10 protein-coding genes are annotated in these 18250 nt (G+C 33.5%); 1 reads left to right on the top strand and 9 read right to left on the bottom strand.

Annotation, left to right across the window (positions count from 1 at the left end; genetic code table 11):
• Window positions 1-23 precede the first annotated feature (23 nt).
• On the bottom strand, window positions 24-5828 hold the full coding sequence (locus E4100_RS02420) for an S-layer homology domain-containing protein (protein ID WP_135270441.1): 5805 nt from the start codon (window positions 5826-5828) through the stop codon (window positions 24-26).
• 129 nt (window positions 5829-5957) lie between these two features.
• On the bottom strand, window positions 5958-7799 hold the full coding sequence (locus E4100_RS02415; RefSeq protein ID WP_135270440.1) for a polysaccharide biosynthesis protein: 1842 nt from the start codon (window positions 7797-7799) through the stop codon (window positions 5958-5960).
• Between the two features lie 142 nt (window positions 7800-7941).
• Here E4100_RS02415 and E4100_RS02410 point away from each other — a divergent pair, with 142 nt between their 5' ends.
• Window positions 7942-9765, top strand: a complete 1824-nt coding sequence (locus E4100_RS02410; protein WP_135270439.1) for an O-antigen ligase family protein — start codon at window positions 7942-7944, stop codon at window positions 9763-9765.
• Window positions 9766-9774: 9 nt separating this feature from the next.
• Here E4100_RS02410 and E4100_RS02405 read toward each other — a convergent pair whose 3' ends face one another.
• The 7 genes from E4100_RS02405 to E4100_RS02375 all read right to left on the bottom strand — a co-directional run bounded on the left by E4100_RS02405 (window position 9775) and on the right by E4100_RS02375 (window position 18238).
• Window positions 9775-9921 (bottom strand): YvrJ family protein, encoded by a 147-nt coding sequence (locus tag E4100_RS02405; protein ID WP_135270438.1) that lies wholly within the window; start codon window positions 9919-9921, stop codon window positions 9775-9777.
• A gap of 42 nt (window positions 9922-9963) precedes the next feature.
• Window positions 9964-10182 (bottom strand): DUF2922 domain-containing protein, encoded by a 219-nt coding sequence (locus E4100_RS02400; RefSeq protein ID WP_135270437.1) that lies wholly within the window; start codon window positions 10180-10182, stop codon window positions 9964-9966.
• 20 nt (window positions 10183-10202) lie between these two features.
• Window positions 10203-10412, bottom strand: coding sequence for a DUF1659 domain-containing protein (locus E4100_RS02395; RefSeq protein WP_135270436.1), 210 nt, complete (start codon window positions 10410-10412; stop codon window positions 10203-10205).
• Window positions 10413-10537: 125 nt separating this feature from the next.
• Window positions 10538-13270 carry an autotransporter outer membrane beta-barrel domain-containing protein gene (locus E4100_RS02390; RefSeq protein WP_135270435.1) on the bottom strand — a complete coding sequence of 911 codons (2733 nt, stop codon included), beginning with the start codon at window positions 13268-13270 and terminating at the stop codon, window positions 10538-10540.
• A 202-nt stretch (window positions 13271-13472) separates the two neighbouring features.
• The gene (locus E4100_RS02385) at window positions 13473-14564 is read right to left on the bottom strand and encodes a S41 family peptidase (RefSeq protein WP_167792050.1); all 1092 of its coding nucleotides are present in this window, start codon (window positions 14562-14564) and stop codon (window positions 13473-13475) included.
• 13 nt (window positions 14565-14577) lie between these two features.
• A complete protein-coding gene (locus E4100_RS02380; RefSeq protein ID WP_135270433.1) occupies window positions 14578-16398 on the bottom strand; it encodes an LTA synthase family protein in 1821 nt (606 codons plus the stop codon).
• Window positions 16399-16420: 22 nt separating this feature from the next.
• Window positions 16421-18238, bottom strand: a complete 1818-nt coding sequence (locus tag E4100_RS02375) for an LTA synthase family protein (protein WP_135270432.1) — start codon at window positions 18236-18238, stop codon at window positions 16421-16423.
• Window positions 18239-18250: the final 12 nt, after the last annotated feature.

Genomic DNA, 18250 nt, shown 5'->3' with positions numbered 1-18250 from the left:
TTCACTGAGTTTTTTCATGCTTACTATAATACTTTTTGAATCAAATTCATAAATATTGTGGAAACGCTAGCTCTGTTTGCAGTACTTTGAGGATCGAATTTGTTTTCACCTATGCCTTGAATTAATCCATATTCGTGAATTTTCTTAACAGAATCTATTGCCCATGAGCTTACTTGATTTATATCAGAAAACTCTGTTGTTTGTTCTTTTTCTATGTCGATTCCCTTGTAATTTAGATACCTGTCAAAGATAACTGCCATTTGTTCTCTAGTTATTTCATCGTCTGGTCCAAATTTAATTTCTGAATACCCATTCACTATGCCTTTCTCTACAGCCCAAGTAACTGATTTTTCATACCAAGAGTTATTTATGACATCTGTAAATTTAGTATTGGAATACTCTTGTAAGTTTTCGCCATCTAATCTTGCTAGTGCAGTTACAAACATAGCTCTTGTCATTGATCCCTCTGGATTGAATGTGTTATCGTCTACGCCTTTGAATATTTCTCTTGCTGATGTAAATTTAATTGCGTCATAGTACCATGAATCTGATCTTACATCATCAAAGTCTAATTGATTTTCCCCTATGACATATTCTGAGAAATGATTTGTTATAAATCTCATTCCTCCATCCTCAGAATAAAGGCTAAATGGTACTACTTTTAAATCCCCATTTTCTAGCACTTGATATACCACCTGTGCAAGTTGGTTTTCGTTAGCCACATAAGGAATAGTTACTTTCACTGATCCTAGGTTGAAGTTATCAATAACTTTATCCCCAGATTTAATCGTAAATTCATAAATAAAGTCGCCTTGAGTTTCACTTAATTCATTTGGTTTTATAGTGATATTTATATCTAAATCTTCATCAGCTGATAGAGCTTCATTTAATTCAGAAAGGGCAGCTTTATTAAATTCTAGATTGACTTTATTTGTATTTATATATAGAGCATCAGTCTCTTCTATTAATGTTTGCAATGATTGGCTAGAAAGATTTATGCTGAAATTATTAGCCTGTGGATAGCCATCAATATTCATCTCTACTATTACCTTGCCATTTTGCTCATCTTTATTTTCTTTTGCATATTCTAATGCATTATTTAAGTTAGATAAACTAAATTTAGCTGATAAGTCATCACCAGAGATATTAATGTCAGGAACTATTTCATTGCTAGTAGGAGTATCTGGTATTATCGGAACTGAAGGTTCAGAACTACCCAGTACTACTATCTCACTTCTATCTCTTATTCTTATTCTAGGTAAATATTCAGTTTCTGATGACATATTTTCACCAACAGAAGATATACCAGTTACTTCTACTCTATCTCCTACCTTGATATGAGATAGTGATACATTTTTAGTTATATATCCATTTATATAGACTATTACATCATCAACTATCAATTGTCCGACTACACCATTTGCGTCAGTTTTTATTTCTTCTACTGTTCCTGTAAATTTAACTAGTTTACCAATATTTTCACTTGCTATTGCCTCTTGAGGTGAAACTGTCAAAGGTTCTACAGGATTTATAGCGCTGTCTATTACAGTTAATTTCTGTACTGTAATCTCTTTTTCTCCCTGATATTCTTCAATTGTTCCAAGTACTCTTACCTTTTGCCCCACTTCTACACCAGAAGATACTGGAAATACATTTATGCCTCCTGTTTCATCTTGGATGTAGATACAATCAAAGAATCCTTTGTTCTCATCTGTGCCATTGTATACATCTGTAGTAACGATGCCTTCTACCATAACCTGTGTCCCTATTGGCAATGAATGAACCTCTGATATTTTATTTACATCTTTTAATGAGATTAATATATTCTCTACTATATTGTAATTGCTATAAGGTAGAGTTCCAGCATTGTCGACTTCGACTTGAACTTCAAAGTTTGACATAAATGCTCCACCTGCTGCAATTACTGTTGCTGTCTTGCCATTTTCATAAGTTATATTTTCACTGGCCATTAAAAGATGTCTGTTGTTATATTTAGGAGGAAGTGGATTCCCATCTTTGTCATCATCTGATGAAAAAGTTGATTCGTGTCCACTTATGATTGGCAGTATGCTGTTTGGTAATACAGCTGCAGGTTCACCGTTTTCATCTACTGCATATATAGTTGAACCTCCATATTGGCTAAATACTTGAGATGAATCTACTCCTTGAGTAAATGGATTTACGTAATTATTATGGTCTGTTAGATAAAGTCTTTGTGATTGTCCTCCATTTAATACATTGTCTTTAGCCTCATCATCTGTTATTCTAAGCTTAGCTCCTATAGCTTGTAATATCTTATTTTGTTGAGCAGCCATGTGTTGATCTGGTTTAAAATTAGTGTCATCTTTTAAATTAGTGTAGTTTTCATAGTAGTCTCCCCAACCAGTTACTATTATAGTTTTTCCTTCTTTAGCAAAGCTTTCAATTGCTTGAATTTCTTCTTCAGAGTAACTCTTCCATGGAATTCTCCCTATAGATCCATTTCTTCTGCTAGGAACTGTAAATACAAACATCTCATACTTAGGATTATTTAATGCTTCTATCAGTTCTTCAGAAGTATTTAATTCTACCACTCTGATATCATAATTTGCAGCTAATGCAGCAAAATTTCCCATGCTCGCTTTATAGTTTCCTGCTACATATTCATTATGATGTGATGCATCTATCCCTACATATATCAATCTATCTCTGTCTCTTACATTAATTTCTAAATCTTTAGTAAATGTCATTTCTTCCCCATTTGATTCTATCACTGCAGTAACGAGGATAGTGTATTTCCCAGGTGTTGTAAATGTATGAGAAATCTCATGAGTTAGCATGCCTCCACTTGCAGATATAGGCAGATTTAGATTTTCATTATATATTACTGAGCCATTTTTGAGTTGATACTGCAATGATTTTAGAGTGGCTTGTGTTATTTCGTTGTTAAATAATTTTGTTGTTATTTTTAAGCTCTCATCAGTAACAGGCATCATCTGATCATATTCAAGACTATCTATACCTAATTTAGGTGCTGATCCTAGCCAAATAGGCGCTGTTACAGCTATATCTCCATCTTCTTGTACAATTTGTACAAAGTAGTATCCTGGAGTTGGATCTTCTATAGTTGTCTCAAATTCAATGGAGTTAGCTCCTATTGTTTCATTTACTACAGCTTTCCCGCCGTTTGATAATATTGAAAGTGTTTGAATTTTATCATTTGCATCTGGATCATTAACCGAAACCTTGATGTTTGCACTTTCTGGGACTTCTTCTAAAATCGTCCCTAATAAGTGATCATTTAAAGTGTAAACAACATCTAGATTGTTATCTTCAGTAGCCCAAACTCTCATTTCTCTTAATGCTGCATAAAGCCCATCTAGTGAAAGGTCGTTTGTGTATATTACAGTTCGAGCAGTATTTGCATCTCCCCATTTACCTTTATGATTGTCTTGGTTGTTTGTAGGAGCAAGATGCCATCCTTTATCTAAAGCCTTGATATATTGATCGTATGATCTAAAGTAACCGCCACTGCCAACAGCTCCTTCACCGTTTCCAACTTCAATCAAGCTTATTCTTTGATCTATTACTGGATCTAAATATCCAAAATCAGCAAAATTCCCAAATGTTGGCCCCGGATGGTTAAATTGAGATATCGAATTTGGAGTGTCCTTTAATAGTTGATAGTATTGTCTAAGTCCTAAATTATTAGATTTATTGTTTAATTCTGTGTTATTTCTACTTACAAATCCAGTAGTATTAAAAGTATTCATATGCCCAGGCCCACCAGACCAAGTCATTTCATACCCATATATGCTTATAAAATTTTCATCTCTTGCTTCTTCTGCTGCCCTCAATCCATTTTGCCATTTTACATTATTTGAATTATAATCCACTAAGTTGTAAGTTGGATATACATCTTTTGATGATGCTGTGTCAAATGAATTAGAGTGATCAGTTACAGCAAAGAAATCTAATTTTGCCACATTTTTAGCATATGCATATGCTTCTACTAAAGTTCCTGAACCATCTGAGTTTTCTGCTGTATGTGAATGAAGTTGACCATAGTAATTTCTGTATGGTGCATTTGACTCAAGATAGTAGCTAAAAACTACTGGATCACTATTAAGATAACCTTCCTCTATAGCATATGCTGTTATTTCCATCGGTAAATCTTCTTCGTTAACAACTATTGGTTCAGTGTAAGTGAATTCTTCACTTATACTCTCCTCTTCTGTATTAACGTTGTATGCTATAATATATTTAATTACAGCATTTTCAGATGCTGATAATGTTATTGTATCTCCATCGGAAACAGCTCCTAGAGGACTTGCCGTAACCGCTCTAGTCTTTGCTTGATTATATACAAAAGTGTTTGTGTAGCTCTCTTCTTCTCCTTTTACTGCTCTAACTACAATAGTTGCCTTATGTTCTTCGTCAAATTCATTTATCACAACTTCAGCTGTATTTGATTCGACTATTACTTCTTCTCCGCCATTTAACGAATAAACTATGTGAGCATCTTCAGTTAAAGTAGAGAGAGTTATAGTAGTTCCAAGTTTAATAGATGATCCATTCGCTGGATCTGCAGTTACCTCAACTACTGATGGGGGTTGTGATTTTACTACATCAGTTCCATTTGCCTGAATTTGAGGTGAATTGTAATATCCTATGACCCCTATTATATCTACGTAGTCGCCAACTACTTTGTCAGTTATCCCATGTGATCTTAGAGTAATTTCTGTGCTATTTTGTTCGATTTTATTATTAACTACTTTGGTTGTATCTGTTCCCCCTATTGCTGTAAGCTTTGCTCGCGAAATTTTGACCAGCTTACCTTCATGTGCCCTGTTTGAGGAAAAAATTTCAGGAATTGTTAGCTCAAGGGGTTGTGGCATTGTAGCTGCTTCGTTTACTATAACTATGTCAGTTACTAGTTGAGGTACTATTTGTACCATGCCGCCGTATGAGCTTATTTTACCAGTGATCTGAACTTCTTTACCAACTAAATTTGGTAGATTAAGAGAACTATTCCCTCCACTGTCAATCGCAACTCCACCGGTTTCATCTTGCATAAAAACTGTCCTTTTTTGAGTCGAATAAGTGGCAATTCCCTTTACTGTAACTATTTCATTTGCAGCCTTGGTTTTAGCCTCAGAGATTGAAATTACATTTATTTCTGGGGGTTCTGGAGGTTCGGGTTCAATAGGTTCTTCACTTCCATTATCCCCTGTATATAATGAATTCCTTGGTGTAGGATCTGCTATATAAAAGTCTTCAATGTTGTTATTTGTATCCCAGCCATTAGTTGTCCCGTTAGAACTTCCATCATTGTCTTTTCTTTGAGCACTCGTACTGTTGCTTATCGCAGAAGTTGGTAATCCTTCAGATTCGTCTGCTGAGCCAACTCCAACAAAATCTACTACATTGTTGTTGTTATCTAGAAGTCTAAGTTTTAAGTTTGAACCTGACATGCCTATAGCACAGGTTTCATCTGGAGTTGGTAAATCTATTGTCCCACCTGTTCCTTTAGCTGCTTGAATTAGAAAATACCCACCTGCTTTTATTACGGCATTTACAAGTACTAAATTGTTGCTCCCAAATGTTCCTGTAGCTGATGCATATTGGATTTGCCAACCCGATATGTCTATGTCAGTTGATGTTGGGTTGTATAGCTCGATGAAGTCATTTTTTAAGGTCGCGCCGCTGTTTCCTCCACCGCCATAAACTTCGCTTATAACAATATGATCCGCTTGTGCAGCTAATACATATGCAGGATTCATTGGAATCATGGTGATTAGCATGGCAATGGCAAGAATTAAACTTGTTAAAATTCTCCCTCTTTTCATTATTCTCCTCCTTTTAAATTTCTATATATTCAGTTTATCACAAATTTTCAATATATTTATTATGGAAATGTACAATTTTAATCAAATAATAGTTAAGATTTTTGTCTAATATATACAAAAGAGGAGTTTTCACTCCTCAAAATTATACGTCTTAACTATTCTTTTTACATATGATCTTACTTCTTCATCCCCTAAATCATTGATTGCCTTTCTCAGCTCTTTTAAGCTGTTTTCTAATTCTTCATAGTCAATGTTTGTGGGTTTAGCTACGAATATCTTCTTATGCTTTGTCGCTGTAACTCCTTCTTCGTCTAATATGAGTTCCTCATAGAGTTTTTCTCCAGGTCTAAGCCCTGTGATTTTTATGGGTATTTCTGTGTAAGGCTCAAACCCTGATAGTTTGATTAAATCCTCAGCTAATTTTATGATCTTTACTGGTTCTCCCATGTCTAATATAAATATTTCCCCACCCTTAGCCATAGCTCCAGCTTGAATAACCAATGAAACAGCTTCAGGTATAGTCATAAAATACCTAACTACATCTTTATGTGTCACTGTGACTGGTCCGCCTTCTTTTATCTGTTTTTTAAATATTGGTATTACACTGCCATTGCTTCCTAAAACATTTCCAAACCTAACTGCCACAAAGTCTGTATCGTGTCTTTCATTGAATGCTTGAATTACCATCTCACAAATTCTCTTGCTTGCGCCCATTATATTAGTAGGGTTAACAGCCTTATCTGTTGATATCATGACAAATTTTTCTACGCAATTTTCAGATGCAGCTTTTGCTAAATTTACAGTGCCGAATACATTGTTTTTTATTGCTTCTTTTGGACTAGTTTCCATCAAAGGCACGTGTTTGTGTGCCGCAGCATGAAATATCACATCAACTTTTTCTCTTCTTAAAATCTCTCTGATTCTCTGCTCATCTCTGATAGAAGCTATGTATACAATCAAGTTCAAATTTGGAAATCTCTTTCTCAGTTCGTTTTCAAGCATATACGCATTGTTCTCATATATATCTAATATGATTAACTTCTTAGGGTTTTGTATTGAAATCTGCCTTGCTAGTTCAGAGCCAATTGACCCTCCTCCACCTGTAACTAAAACTATCTTTCCATTTAGGTATTTACTTATTTCTGATAAATCAGTTTTGATCTCTTCTCTACCCAATAAATCTTCAATCTGCACATCTCTTATAGCGCTTACACTTACAACTCCATCTGTGAGTTCATACATGCCAGGTAAAATCTTTAACCTTGCTTTAGTATTTTTTCCGATTTCGACAATTTTACTCAATTCAGATTTGGGTGCTGAGGGCATGGCAATAACTATTTCGTCGATATTATATTTCTCTGTAAGTGCTGGTATATCTTCTCTAGTCCCAGCCACTGGCACTCCATAAATCACTTTCCCTTTTTTACTTTTATCATCGTCTACAAAAACTACGGGTTTATATATATAGGAGTAGTGATTTTTAAACTCCTTTAATATCATAGCACCTGCATCGCCTGCTCCCACTATCATAACTCTTGTGATTTTGTCTTCATTAGATTTGACTTTGTGGGTTAATTTTTCATTAGCAGTTCTTAGAAGAAATCTAAAACCTCCAATAAATCCTATATCAAATACTGTCATCATGACATACACAGATCTAGGTAGTGAAGTCTGTAAAAATGAAAGCACTGCAATAGCTGCTATATTTGCGACAACACCTGCTCCCATTATCTTTAGCATTTCATCTATGCTTGCGTACTTCCAAATACTTTTATAAAGTCCAAATAAATAGAATACTACAATCTTTGAAAATGAAATAAATAGAAATGTGCTCTTATACACTTCAAAATAATCTAAGAATTGAGGATTCGTTATGCTTTCAAACCTTAATAATAGAGATAATAACGCAGAAATGTTGATAATTAAAAAATCAATAAAAATCATTAGCATTGTCTTTTTGCCAAACCGCATGTCAATTTCCCTCCCTTTAGCCCTTTAGAATATACTACAACAATAATTCATTATTTTCAATAAGCATTGTCTAATTATCTCTTAAAAATACTCACCAAATGGTGTATAATACTTGTATACTAAAAAATTTAAGGAGGCATACATGGCAAAGAAAGATAAAACTATAAAGAAGAAGTACAAATATGACATATGGATCATACTACCCCTTATTGTAGCAGTAGCAATTATTCCTTTAATAATCTACCTCAAGGTAGTACCTGTACCTGAAGAGCTGAAGTATTTCACAAATGGTCAGGATAATGCTGACTTTTTCTCATATTACAAAATGGTTTGGTTAACCATAACAGCGGCTGTCGGACTATTTATGTTTTTCTCAAGGTGCTACTTAAATAAAAAAATCGAGTTGAGAAAAGATAAGTTCTATTATCCGATGTTAATTTATGCAATCTTAATAATTCTTTCAGTTATTTTTTCAAGCTATAAATCTGTCGCAACAAAAGGGTTCATTGATAGATATGAAGGAATGTATGCACTTCTTTCATATTTGAGTTTGATGTTTTTAGCATACAACACTATCGATAATGAAAAACAAGTGAAAGTATTAGTCTATGCTCTATCTATTTCATCAATTGTCATGACTCTGATAGGATTAACTCAATTTTTAGGAAGAGATATTTTTATGACAGATTTTGGCAAGAGTTTAATCCTTCCAAGTGCTTATGAACATTTAAAAGACACCTTAAACTTCACATTTGCAGCAAACAAAGCAACATACGGCACACTCTACAACATAAACTATGTTGGAGTCTACACTAGCATGCTATTTACCATATCTGTCACACTTGTACTACTATTGAAGAATAAAAAAGAAAAACTTTTCTTCTTGATAGTAAGTGCAGCAAACTTTCTGACATTGCTTGGCTCTAGATCTAGGGCGGCACTTTTAAGTCTTGGTGTTTATATAGTACTTGCTCTAATCTTTTATAGAAAACAAATTAGACATAATATAAAATTTTTTGCACTGTCTTTTATCACCATACTAGTTATATTCTTCGGAGTAAATACTGCTTTAGATGGAACAGTAACAGATAGATTGATATCAGGAGTTAAGTCTTTAGTAGAAGTAAGCTACATAGATTTTGAAGATATAGTGTTAGATGAAAACAGTATAAATATAAAATTTAATGACCATGAAATAAAAGTAGTCAATGAAAATGGTTTCTTTATCTATTATGATGAAAACAATTCACCGCTTGAAGTTGATATGATTGGAGAAGGCGTATATAAGATAAAAAATGAGCCATATAATAAGCATACATTTAGGTTGTTAATGTCTGATACTAGAGGGCTTATAGTAGAAGCTAATTTAGCAACAAATAAAGGAGCAAAATCCATCCGGTTTGCGTATGATGAAAATAGCAATGCAAAAGCATTGGGGTATAGAGGAGAACTCCTCGGAAATGAGGAGATAAGGGCAGAGTACTTTAACTTTGAGGGTAGAGAATACATGGCTTCTAACAGAGGTTATATATGGTCTAGGTCTATTCCTTTGATAAAAGATACAATATTAATTGGACATGGTCCTGATACCTATGGCATATACTTCCCTAACAATGATTTTGTCGGAAAGATAAAGGGGTTAAATAGTATTTATACAGTAGTTGATAAGCCACACAATATGTACCTGCACACCGCAATAACCACTGGACTATTGTCTTTGTTAGCAGAATTGGCTTTGTTTTTAATGTATTTTGTTTCAAGCTTCAAAGCATATTTTAAAAAGAATAAATACAATTCATTTATGGAATCTGCAGGACTTGGAATATTCTTTGCGGTTTGCATGTACCTATTTACAGGGTTATCAAATGATAGCATATTGTCTGTAGCTCCTATCTTTTGGGTTCTGTTGGGTACAGGCTTTATAATCAATAGAAAAGTAGTTGAAACTGATAAAGGGATTGATTGATCAATCCCTTTAATTTAGTTTAGTTTCTATGACTTTAGATAACTCAGTTATACTTTTAGTTAACTCATTTAGCTTTCCTTCGATTCTCACTAATAAAAATAGCGATATGACTATAGGAAAACCTAAGTTAGCTATGTTTGTATAAAGTTCTTCCATGTTTTCACCTCTTTAAATTAAAGGGAGCCTAGGCTCCCTTTTTTAAAATTCTATTTCTGTAGTTGATGTTGTAACTATGTTAGCTTTGCTTGGTGTTGTCAATAGACCATTTCTTGATACAAAGGCATTTAGTCCGACAAGCCCTGTCATAGCTTGGTGTATCTCTTCTTGAGTTAAGTCTGCTCTGGGGTTGTCGACTGATATGTTGTATGCTCTGTTTGCAGCGTCTAAAAACTGCATGATTAGTTTAGTCTTCTCCATAAATACTCTCCTTTCTTATTTTATTCTGTTATGATAGCTTCCTCAATTCTTTTGACATTGATAAGTGCTTTTTCTTGAAGTCCTGAAATCAATTCTCCTGCAGACAGTATATTTTCATCTGTTGCAGATAGACTGATGTTTGAGTAGGTTTTGGAGTCGATCTTTTGTTTCCCGTCAACTACTCCGCCGTCTAACTCAAGCTTTAAACTTTTCTTTGTTATCTCAACCATTTTCTCACCTCCCTATACTTTATATATATGAAAAGGGAGTTATATGTACTACGCTTAATCAGAAATTGGGCATAAAAAAACCTCGGAAAGCCCGAGGTTTTTTGTGGTGATTATTGTTGTGCTATTTATTTTGCATAAACAGTGATTTGTTTGTTAAGTCCATCTATGAATGCATGAACAACGAAACTATCGCCTGCTGCTAAACCAGTTGCTGTTAAAGTATTTCCGGATACAGTAACTTTATTGCTTCCTGTTACTGCAAAGCTAAATCCTGATGTCTTAGCTACTCCATATTGATCAGCAGCAACAAATTTTAATGCTGAACTTGTTGTTAAATCAATACTTACAGATCCAGGTGTTGCTATGCTTAATTCTACAGCGCCTTCAACTGTTACTCCGTTTGATTTAGCAGTGAGAGATTGTGCTTTTGGTGTAGCGTCACTGTATACAACTTCTTTTGTTAAAGTATAGCTGTTTGTACCAGCTTCTACCAAAACTGTAATAGTTGATTTTACATCTGCTCCACTAGTATTAATTACTTTTGCTGTATACAAACCTGTTCCGCTAATTTCTAATCCATTTGTAGCTGTAACTAATTTAATCATACTTTGAGGTACTGCTACCTTGTTGCCATTGACAAGTCCATAAATTTTTACTTGTTGATTATACTTAGTATCTGCTCCACCTGTATAGAATTTATTTAAATCTTCAATTCCAAATGATGTTATAGCAGCTTTATCCACTACTGTTATTGTTACATCCATTTCGTCTAGAACTTCAGCACTCTTGAACAATTTAACAGTATAAACATCAGATCCAGCTGTTGCTGTTGCAGAAATCACATCTGCTGCCATTGAAGTTGATGTTCCTGACTTTTTAGCTACTTCATATTTATATCCATTAGCATCAGCTGTAGTACCTACTTCTATTTCTTCACCATATTGGTCTAGGAATACTACATTTCCAACTATTTTTGTATTCATGGTTGTATCATTTGCTAACATTGATACGAAATCAGCACTCATCCCTTTTATCGATGCAGGAACAGGTTGTGCTACTGCTGTCAATGTTAGAGTTTGAGTTTTACCAGTACCAGTAACTACTATTACTGATATTGGTGATGCTGAAGGTGTTATTTGAATTGTTACAACACCAGTTGTATAATTTGTTTTTGTTGTTAAAGTTGCATTTGTTACAGATATAGTGGTGTTCCCATTTAATTTTAACTGAGTACTACCTGAACCAACAATTTGTACATCTTTAAGAGCAATCTCATTGCCATATGTGTCTATCACAGTTACAGGTAATGTTGTTGCCTTATTGATTTTTAATTCAGTATCAGGGCTTCCTACAGTAACTACATCTATCTTTGCATCAGGAAGTACATTTATAGTAGCACTTGCTGTCTTCCCTGTAGTTTGTGCAACTACTGTTAAAACAACTGTCCCTGATGATGCTGTTCCAGTAGCAGTTTGTAACTCAATTACAGTTCTACCATCTGCTAAATCCTTAAATCCTTTAGGATTTAATATTTGTGCATTTGAAGTGTAGATATTAACTCCTGTCAATTCATTTGCTTTTAATAAATTACCATATTGGTCTTTTATTTCAACAGGAACATAATATTTAGATAAATTGTTATTCAAGTTCGTTACATTTATTGGTTTAGCAGCTAATGTTGTATCATCAGTTTTAAGTTCACCAATCTTTATTTCAGCTACTTGTGCCCCTTGAGCAACTTTCATAGTCTTAGTAGCTATAACACCTGTTTGTGGATCAACTATAGTAACAACAACAGTTTCTCCAACTACAAATGTGCCAGAAGTTACATTTAATACCAACTGTCCTGAAACAATTGATCCAGTACCTTTAGATGAAGAAACATTTCCGCTAAATCCTGATATTTCTTCTCCGTATTGATTTAATGCTACAACTCCTGCTTTAACTTGAGTATTTGTAGGAGCATTAGAAATTACCAAAACATCTCCCTTAATTTCTACAGAAGTAAGTTTTGCAGCTTCTACTTTTAATGTAGCTGTTAAAGCTTCGTCGGTTAATCCAGTTACTTTTACAGTATAATCTCCAGCAACCATGTTAGTATTAAATTCAACTACTGCTGATTTATTATCATCTGCCCATGTAACAGATTTTACTGAAGGTTTTACTGTCCCTCTAGTAACTTCAATAACTGCTTTTGTCTTATCTACTGCTTTGTTAAATGTTACAGTGATTTTCTTAGCTCCTGTTGCTTTTGCTGTCATAGCAAATTCTGCAGGCATTTCAATTTCTAAAGTTTCAGCTAATGTCTTTTCACTGTCTTTAACTTTTGTATTAAGTGCTGTTACTGTCATAACTGACATGTTTCCTCTTGGCAATTTTGCTGTAGCTTCAAGAGTTACACCTTCTAATAGACCTAAGTCTTTAGCTTTTGTATAAGCATCTTTCCACTCAACATCTGTATAGCCAAGTGCTCTTAATAATACTTGAGCGTAATCTTGTACAGTTATTTCGTCAGTAAATCCAAATTTTGCATCGTTATACCCTTTGTAATATCCTTCTGCTTGTGCCCATCCTAGGAAAGGTTCATAATATTTGATTGTTACGTCTTTCCATGTTGGAGCTGTTGGATATTTTTCTGCTACCTCTTCTTCGCCTAGAAGTCTAGCTAGCATTACTACTGCGTCTCTTCTTAAAAGAGTCTTGTCTAGCATTAAATTGCCGTTTTGATCTCCTTTAAGAACGCCTAATTGCTCTAGAAGTTTCCCTGCTTCCTCTTGTGGAGTTGCAGCTTGTGCATACACAGGAATCATTCCTAGAACCATTACTAAAGCTAACACCAATGATAGGGTTCTCTTCATGTTCTAATTACCTCCTTATAATTTTGTTTAAATTTGTACTGTTAAGTACAGTAACTCGCACTTTACAGTTATTATAACATCTACTTTAGCTGCGGTCAATAAAATGTAAATATATTGCAGCATGTACTAAAGTAGTTACTATACTTTGATTATACACCAAATTTTAAGTTTTAGTATTACAAATTTGTTACATTTGAGTCATTCAGTTGTTTAAGTAATCAATCGCTTTCTCAAGCTGAATGTCAAAAGTTTCATTTTCTACTATTAAATCTGGTGTCACTCCCACTCTATCTATCTTTACCCACTTTGGGCTAAAATATTCAGCTACGGTTAATTTAATCGCATCCTCTTTTGGAAGTTGGACTATGTTTTGTACTGTGCCTTTTCCATAAGTCTTTGTTCCTATGATGTAGCCTGCTTTTGTGTCTTTGACTGCTGCTGCAACGATTTCTGAGGCACTAGCACTCTTTTCGTTTACTAATACTACGAGCTTATATTTGCTTTCTTCTAAATTAGAATAATGGCTTTGTACATTTCCATATTTATCTTTTATATGAACAATTGGTCCTTTTGGAACAAAAAGGCTAGCAACTTTTACTGCTTCATCTAAATATCCCCCAGGGTTATCTCTTAAGTCAAGTATTACTTTATTAGTTCCAACAGTATCTATATATTTAAGCGCTTCCTTTACTTTTTCACTCGCTTTGTCACTAAAGCTGTTTAATTTTATATAACCTACTCCTTTGAACACATCGTATTCTACTGGTGAGATCTCAATTTTTTCTCTTCTTACTTTAATGACCTTTAATTCATTTTCTCTTTTTATCTCAATTCGAACTATATTCCCAGCTTTCCCACGCAATAGAGAAGTTACTTCTTCCAAGCTAAGTCCTTCTACTTTTTGGTAGTTGACACTTATTATAACATCTCCTGCTTTTAGTCCTTGAGCTTTTGCAGGTGTATCATCTAAGACTCTATCAATTACAACATTGTTTTTTTCAAACTTTAAGACTATGCCTATTCCTGAAAATGATTGATTTAAACTGTTTATAAACTCTTCATACTCTTCTTTAGAGTAGTAGTCGCTGTACGGATCTAAGTTTTGCAGTAGACCTTTTAATATGTTGTTTTGGTGAGTTTCATAGTCTATGTCTTTAATGTAATAAGCATTTATATATTCAACTATAAAATCAACATATTCATAGTCTACTGATGTTTGAGCAAAACTAAAACTTGGCAGTAGAAGTGTTAGTGTGAGTAAAAGAACTAATATTTTATTTGTCTTCTTTTTCATTAATATCATCCCTTTATTTGATGTATTCCATGAAATAGTTATTTTTTAATATATAATCTGATAGATCTATCTCCCTTATACCCCTTGAGGTAACATCCATAAACTTATTTATGTCTTCTTCTCTTCTTGTAAATCTATTTATGACTTTACTGTTTTCATACACTCCATCTCTTGAGAATTGAAACATATAGTCCTGTGATATAAATGAACCCTTGTATAAATAGGTTTGAGGAAATACATAGTTTTCTCTGATTGGATTGTTTAAATCCATTCCAAAAGTTATTCCTTTTGTATTTTCATACCCCATGATATTTGCTATGGTTGGGTAAAAATCTAGTTGGCTGCCAACAGTCGTGATAGTTTTCCCCAAGTTTTCATTTGGTACATGTATGATAAGTGGTATATTCATCATCATGTCATAATCGTAGGGTCTACCTAATAAATAATTTAATATCTCTTCTTCTGTTTCAAGTCCTGCATTTATAGCAAAGTGATCTCCGTAAATCACTATAACTGAATCATCGTAAAGTCCGTTGTCTTTTAAGTTTTGAATGAATTCTGCGATAGCTTCATCTGTATAGTGAATGGATTGAAGGTAATTAGCTGTTAAAGAGTCTTTGTGCTCTTCTTTGATGTTTATTTTTTGGTATTCTTCTGGCATTTCATATGGGTTGTGACTTGTCAAGGTGACTAAAAATGCAAAGAATGGGTTTTCATCTTTTTGATCTAATTGGTTTAAATAAAACATTGATTGATTAAAAAAGTCTTTATCTGTTATTCCAAAGCCAATTTCTTCAGTAAAGTTAAAATTATCTTCTGCTATAAATCTTTCAAACCCTTGATTGATATAAGCTTCATCTCTATTCCAAAAATCTCTTTTGTATCCGTGAAATGCCCATGCAGTGTAGCCATTGTCCCTCATCAGCCAAGGCAGTCCGTAGAATTTATTGTCAGCGTATTGAAAATAAGTCGGTTTTTCCATGGATGGATAGAGTGAATTTAAAGATACAAATTCAGCATCTGAAGTATTTCCTTTGCCTATTAGTTGAAAATAGTTGTTGTAATATAAGCTGTGAGGCGATGATGCTAATTTATTCAGATTAGGTGTTATCTCTTGTCCGTCATAGTCCCTGAACATGACAAAATTTGCTAGAGATTCTACTTGTATGACGATGAGGTTTTTACCCTTTCCAATCCCATGATAGTTCTGCCCTTCATTTTTCATCCTTTTTTCGATTTGTTTGAGGCCATCTTCTATGGTCTGTTCCTCAGCTAGAGATTTTCTATCAGATTTTACTATGTGATAGAAATCCACAGCTTGGTGAGAGTAAAACTCTTGGTTGATAACTGATTTTAATTCACCTATGCCAAATAAATATATCAATATACTCAAGACAAATACTGATGATGTTTTAAATATGTTCTTATAATCCTCTGATTTTAATGCTCCTTTTCCCTTAAATACTTTTTCTTTCTTGTTTAAGTAATAGTAGACAAATGGTATGTCTAACAGCAATATTATCTTACTAAAATCCAAAAGATGTTTTATGCTGTTTTTTACTGTGTTTAACTGTCTTGCTTGAGACAATACATTTATTGATAGGAGTGTATTAAAATATGAAAAATACACTGCATTTGCAAACATCAATATTGAAATCAGACTATAAAATACCACTATATTTCTCTTCTTTTTATCCCCACTTTTCCATGATATAAGTGAAAAAATGGCACATGAGATAAAAAAGGTTAGCACGATAATATAAGTTTCATTATTATCTATTTTAATCGCATTTGCATAAATAATGGATTTTATCAACATCATCAACTCTAGCATTTAAATCCCTCCTCAAAAACCGTTAATCATCGAGCAATCTATCTATGTAGTTTGATTTTAAAACATAATTTGATAGATTGATTTCTTCCAAAGCTCTTTCACTTAGTTCTCTAAATTTTTCTATGTCTATTTCTTCTCTTGTCTTTCTATTAAATGCCCTGCTGTTTTCAAACAGAGCTTTATCTCTTACGAACATCTCATCTTTTAAAATTACTGATCCTTCTTTGATGTAGCCCATTGGAAAAACATAGCTTTCATCAGTTTTATTGTTTAAGTCCTTGCCAAACATTATCCCCTTTTCATTTTTTATACCCATTATATTTAATATGGTTGGCAAAAAATCTAATTGACTTCCAACAGTTGGTATGGTGTTATTTAAATCTTCCCCGGGCACATGGATTAACAGAGGTATGTTCATCATAGTGTCGTAGTCGTATCTTTCTTTTGTTATTTTTTCTGCATTTACTTTTTCTTCCTCATCATATGCTGCAATCCCAAAGTGGTCTCCGTAAATGGCTATTACTGAGTTTTCATATAAACCTTCTTCTTTTAAGTTTTCGATAAATCTGCCTAGTTCCATATCTGCATAGTGAATTGCATGAATGTAGTTTCCTGTGAGGCTACCTTCTAATTCACCTAAGTCTGTGTACTTCTCGTTTGGTGGCATCTTAAATGGAGTATGGCTTGTAAGTGTAATTAAAAATGCAAAAAATGGGTTTTCGTCTATGTTGTCTAGCTCTTTGATGTATTCCAGTGACTGCTTAAAAAATTCCCTATCGGGTATGCCAAATCCTATGTAGTTGTCAAATACAAAGTCATCTTGAGCAATAAATCTTTGAAAACCTTCTGCTTTATATGCTTTATCTCTGTTCCAAAAATCTCTTTCATATCCATGAAAGGCCCATGAAGTATACCCATTGTCTCTTAATATCCATGGCAGGCCATAGTATGAGTTGCTGTGATAAAGGTTGTTAGTTGGCTCTGTTAAAGATGGATATAGAGAATTTAAAGTAGCTACTTCTGCATCTGATGTATTTCCCTTCCCGACTAGTTGAAAGTAATTGTCATAATATAGAGTGCCAGCGTCTTTAACGAGCTTATTTAAGTTTGGAGTTATCTCAAAGCCGTCAATTTCTTTAAACAGCACAAAGTTTTGAAGGGCTTCTACTTGTATAACTATCAAGTTTTTTCCTTCCCCGATGCCAGTGTATTCATTTGTAGGATATTCTTTTTCTAATAGTTCTTTTAGTTTTTGCTCTTCTACAGATACATCTTGAACTTCATCGTCTTTTTTTATTAAGCTTATGGCATCATTAGCATAAAAAGAATAGATTTCATCAGCTACAACTGCTTTTATTTGCCCTTTTGAAAACATGTATACAAAAAGCATGACGACGATAACTGCAGAAATTCTCAAGAGTTTTTTTGTTCTGTTTTCGTTAATCGCAAAAACTTTATGTGGTAGTTTTTTCTTGTTTAAAAGCCACAAATATATACCTATAACCGGTATGTCAAGTAAAAGCGTTAATTTTTCAAAGCTAATTAATTGTTGAATACTTTCTTTAACTTCTACAACAAGCCCTACTTGTTTAAAGACATCTAAGGAAATAAGTCTATTAAAATAGCTAAAGTACATCGCATTTGCAAACAATATTATTGAAAATATAGTGTAAAACAAAAATAGCAATAAGTATTTTTTGTTAGTCTTTAAACTCAATATAGCATATATCAATGATAGTGTTATTAAAGATGTTAAAAGAACTATTATAACTCTATTATTATTAACCTTAATTATATTTGTATATAGAATTGTCTTAAAAATAACAAATAATTCTATCAATATTTCACCTCA

The organism is Soehngenia longivitae (assembly GCF_004684055.1).
GTDB lineage: Bacteria > Bacillota > Clostridia > Tissierellales > Tissierellaceae > Soehngenia > Soehngenia longivitae.
Note: the sequence above shows the minus strand (reverse complement) of the source record. Positions and strands in the feature narration are given on the sequence as shown.

Bases quoted from the DNA above. Each gene is read 5' to 3' on its own strand.
- E4100_RS02420 (WP_135270441.1), bottom strand. From the start codon at position 5,828: ATGAAAAGAGGGAGAATTTTAACAAGTTTAATTCTTGCCATTGCCATG.
- E4100_RS02415 (WP_135270440.1), bottom strand. From the start codon at position 7,799: ATGCGGTTTGGCAAAAAGACAATGCTAATGATTTTTATTGATTTTTTA.
- E4100_RS02410 (WP_135270439.1), top strand. From the start codon at position 7,942: ATGGCAAAGAAAGATAAAACTATAAAGAAGAAGTACAAATATGACATA.
- E4100_RS02405 (WP_135270438.1), bottom strand. From the start codon at position 9,921: ATGGAAGAACTTTATACAAACATAGCTAACTTAGGTTTTCCTATAGTC.
- E4100_RS02400 (WP_135270437.1), bottom strand. From the start codon at position 10,182: ATGGAGAAGACTAAACTAATCATGCAGTTTTTAGACGCTGCAAACAGA.
- E4100_RS02395 (WP_135270436.1), bottom strand. From the start codon at position 10,412: ATGGTTGAGATAACAAAGAAAAGTTTAAAGCTTGAGTTAGACGGCGGA.
- E4100_RS02390 (WP_135270435.1), bottom strand. From the start codon at position 13,270: ATGAAGAGAACCCTATCATTGGTGTTAGCTTTAGTAATGGTTCTAGGA.
- E4100_RS02385 (WP_167792050.1), bottom strand. From the start codon at position 14,564: ATGAAAAAGAAGACAAATAAAATATTAGTTCTTTTACTCACACTAACA.
- E4100_RS02380 (WP_135270433.1), bottom strand. From the start codon at position 16,398: ATGCTAGAGTTGATGATGTTGATAAAATCCATTATTTATGCAAATGCG.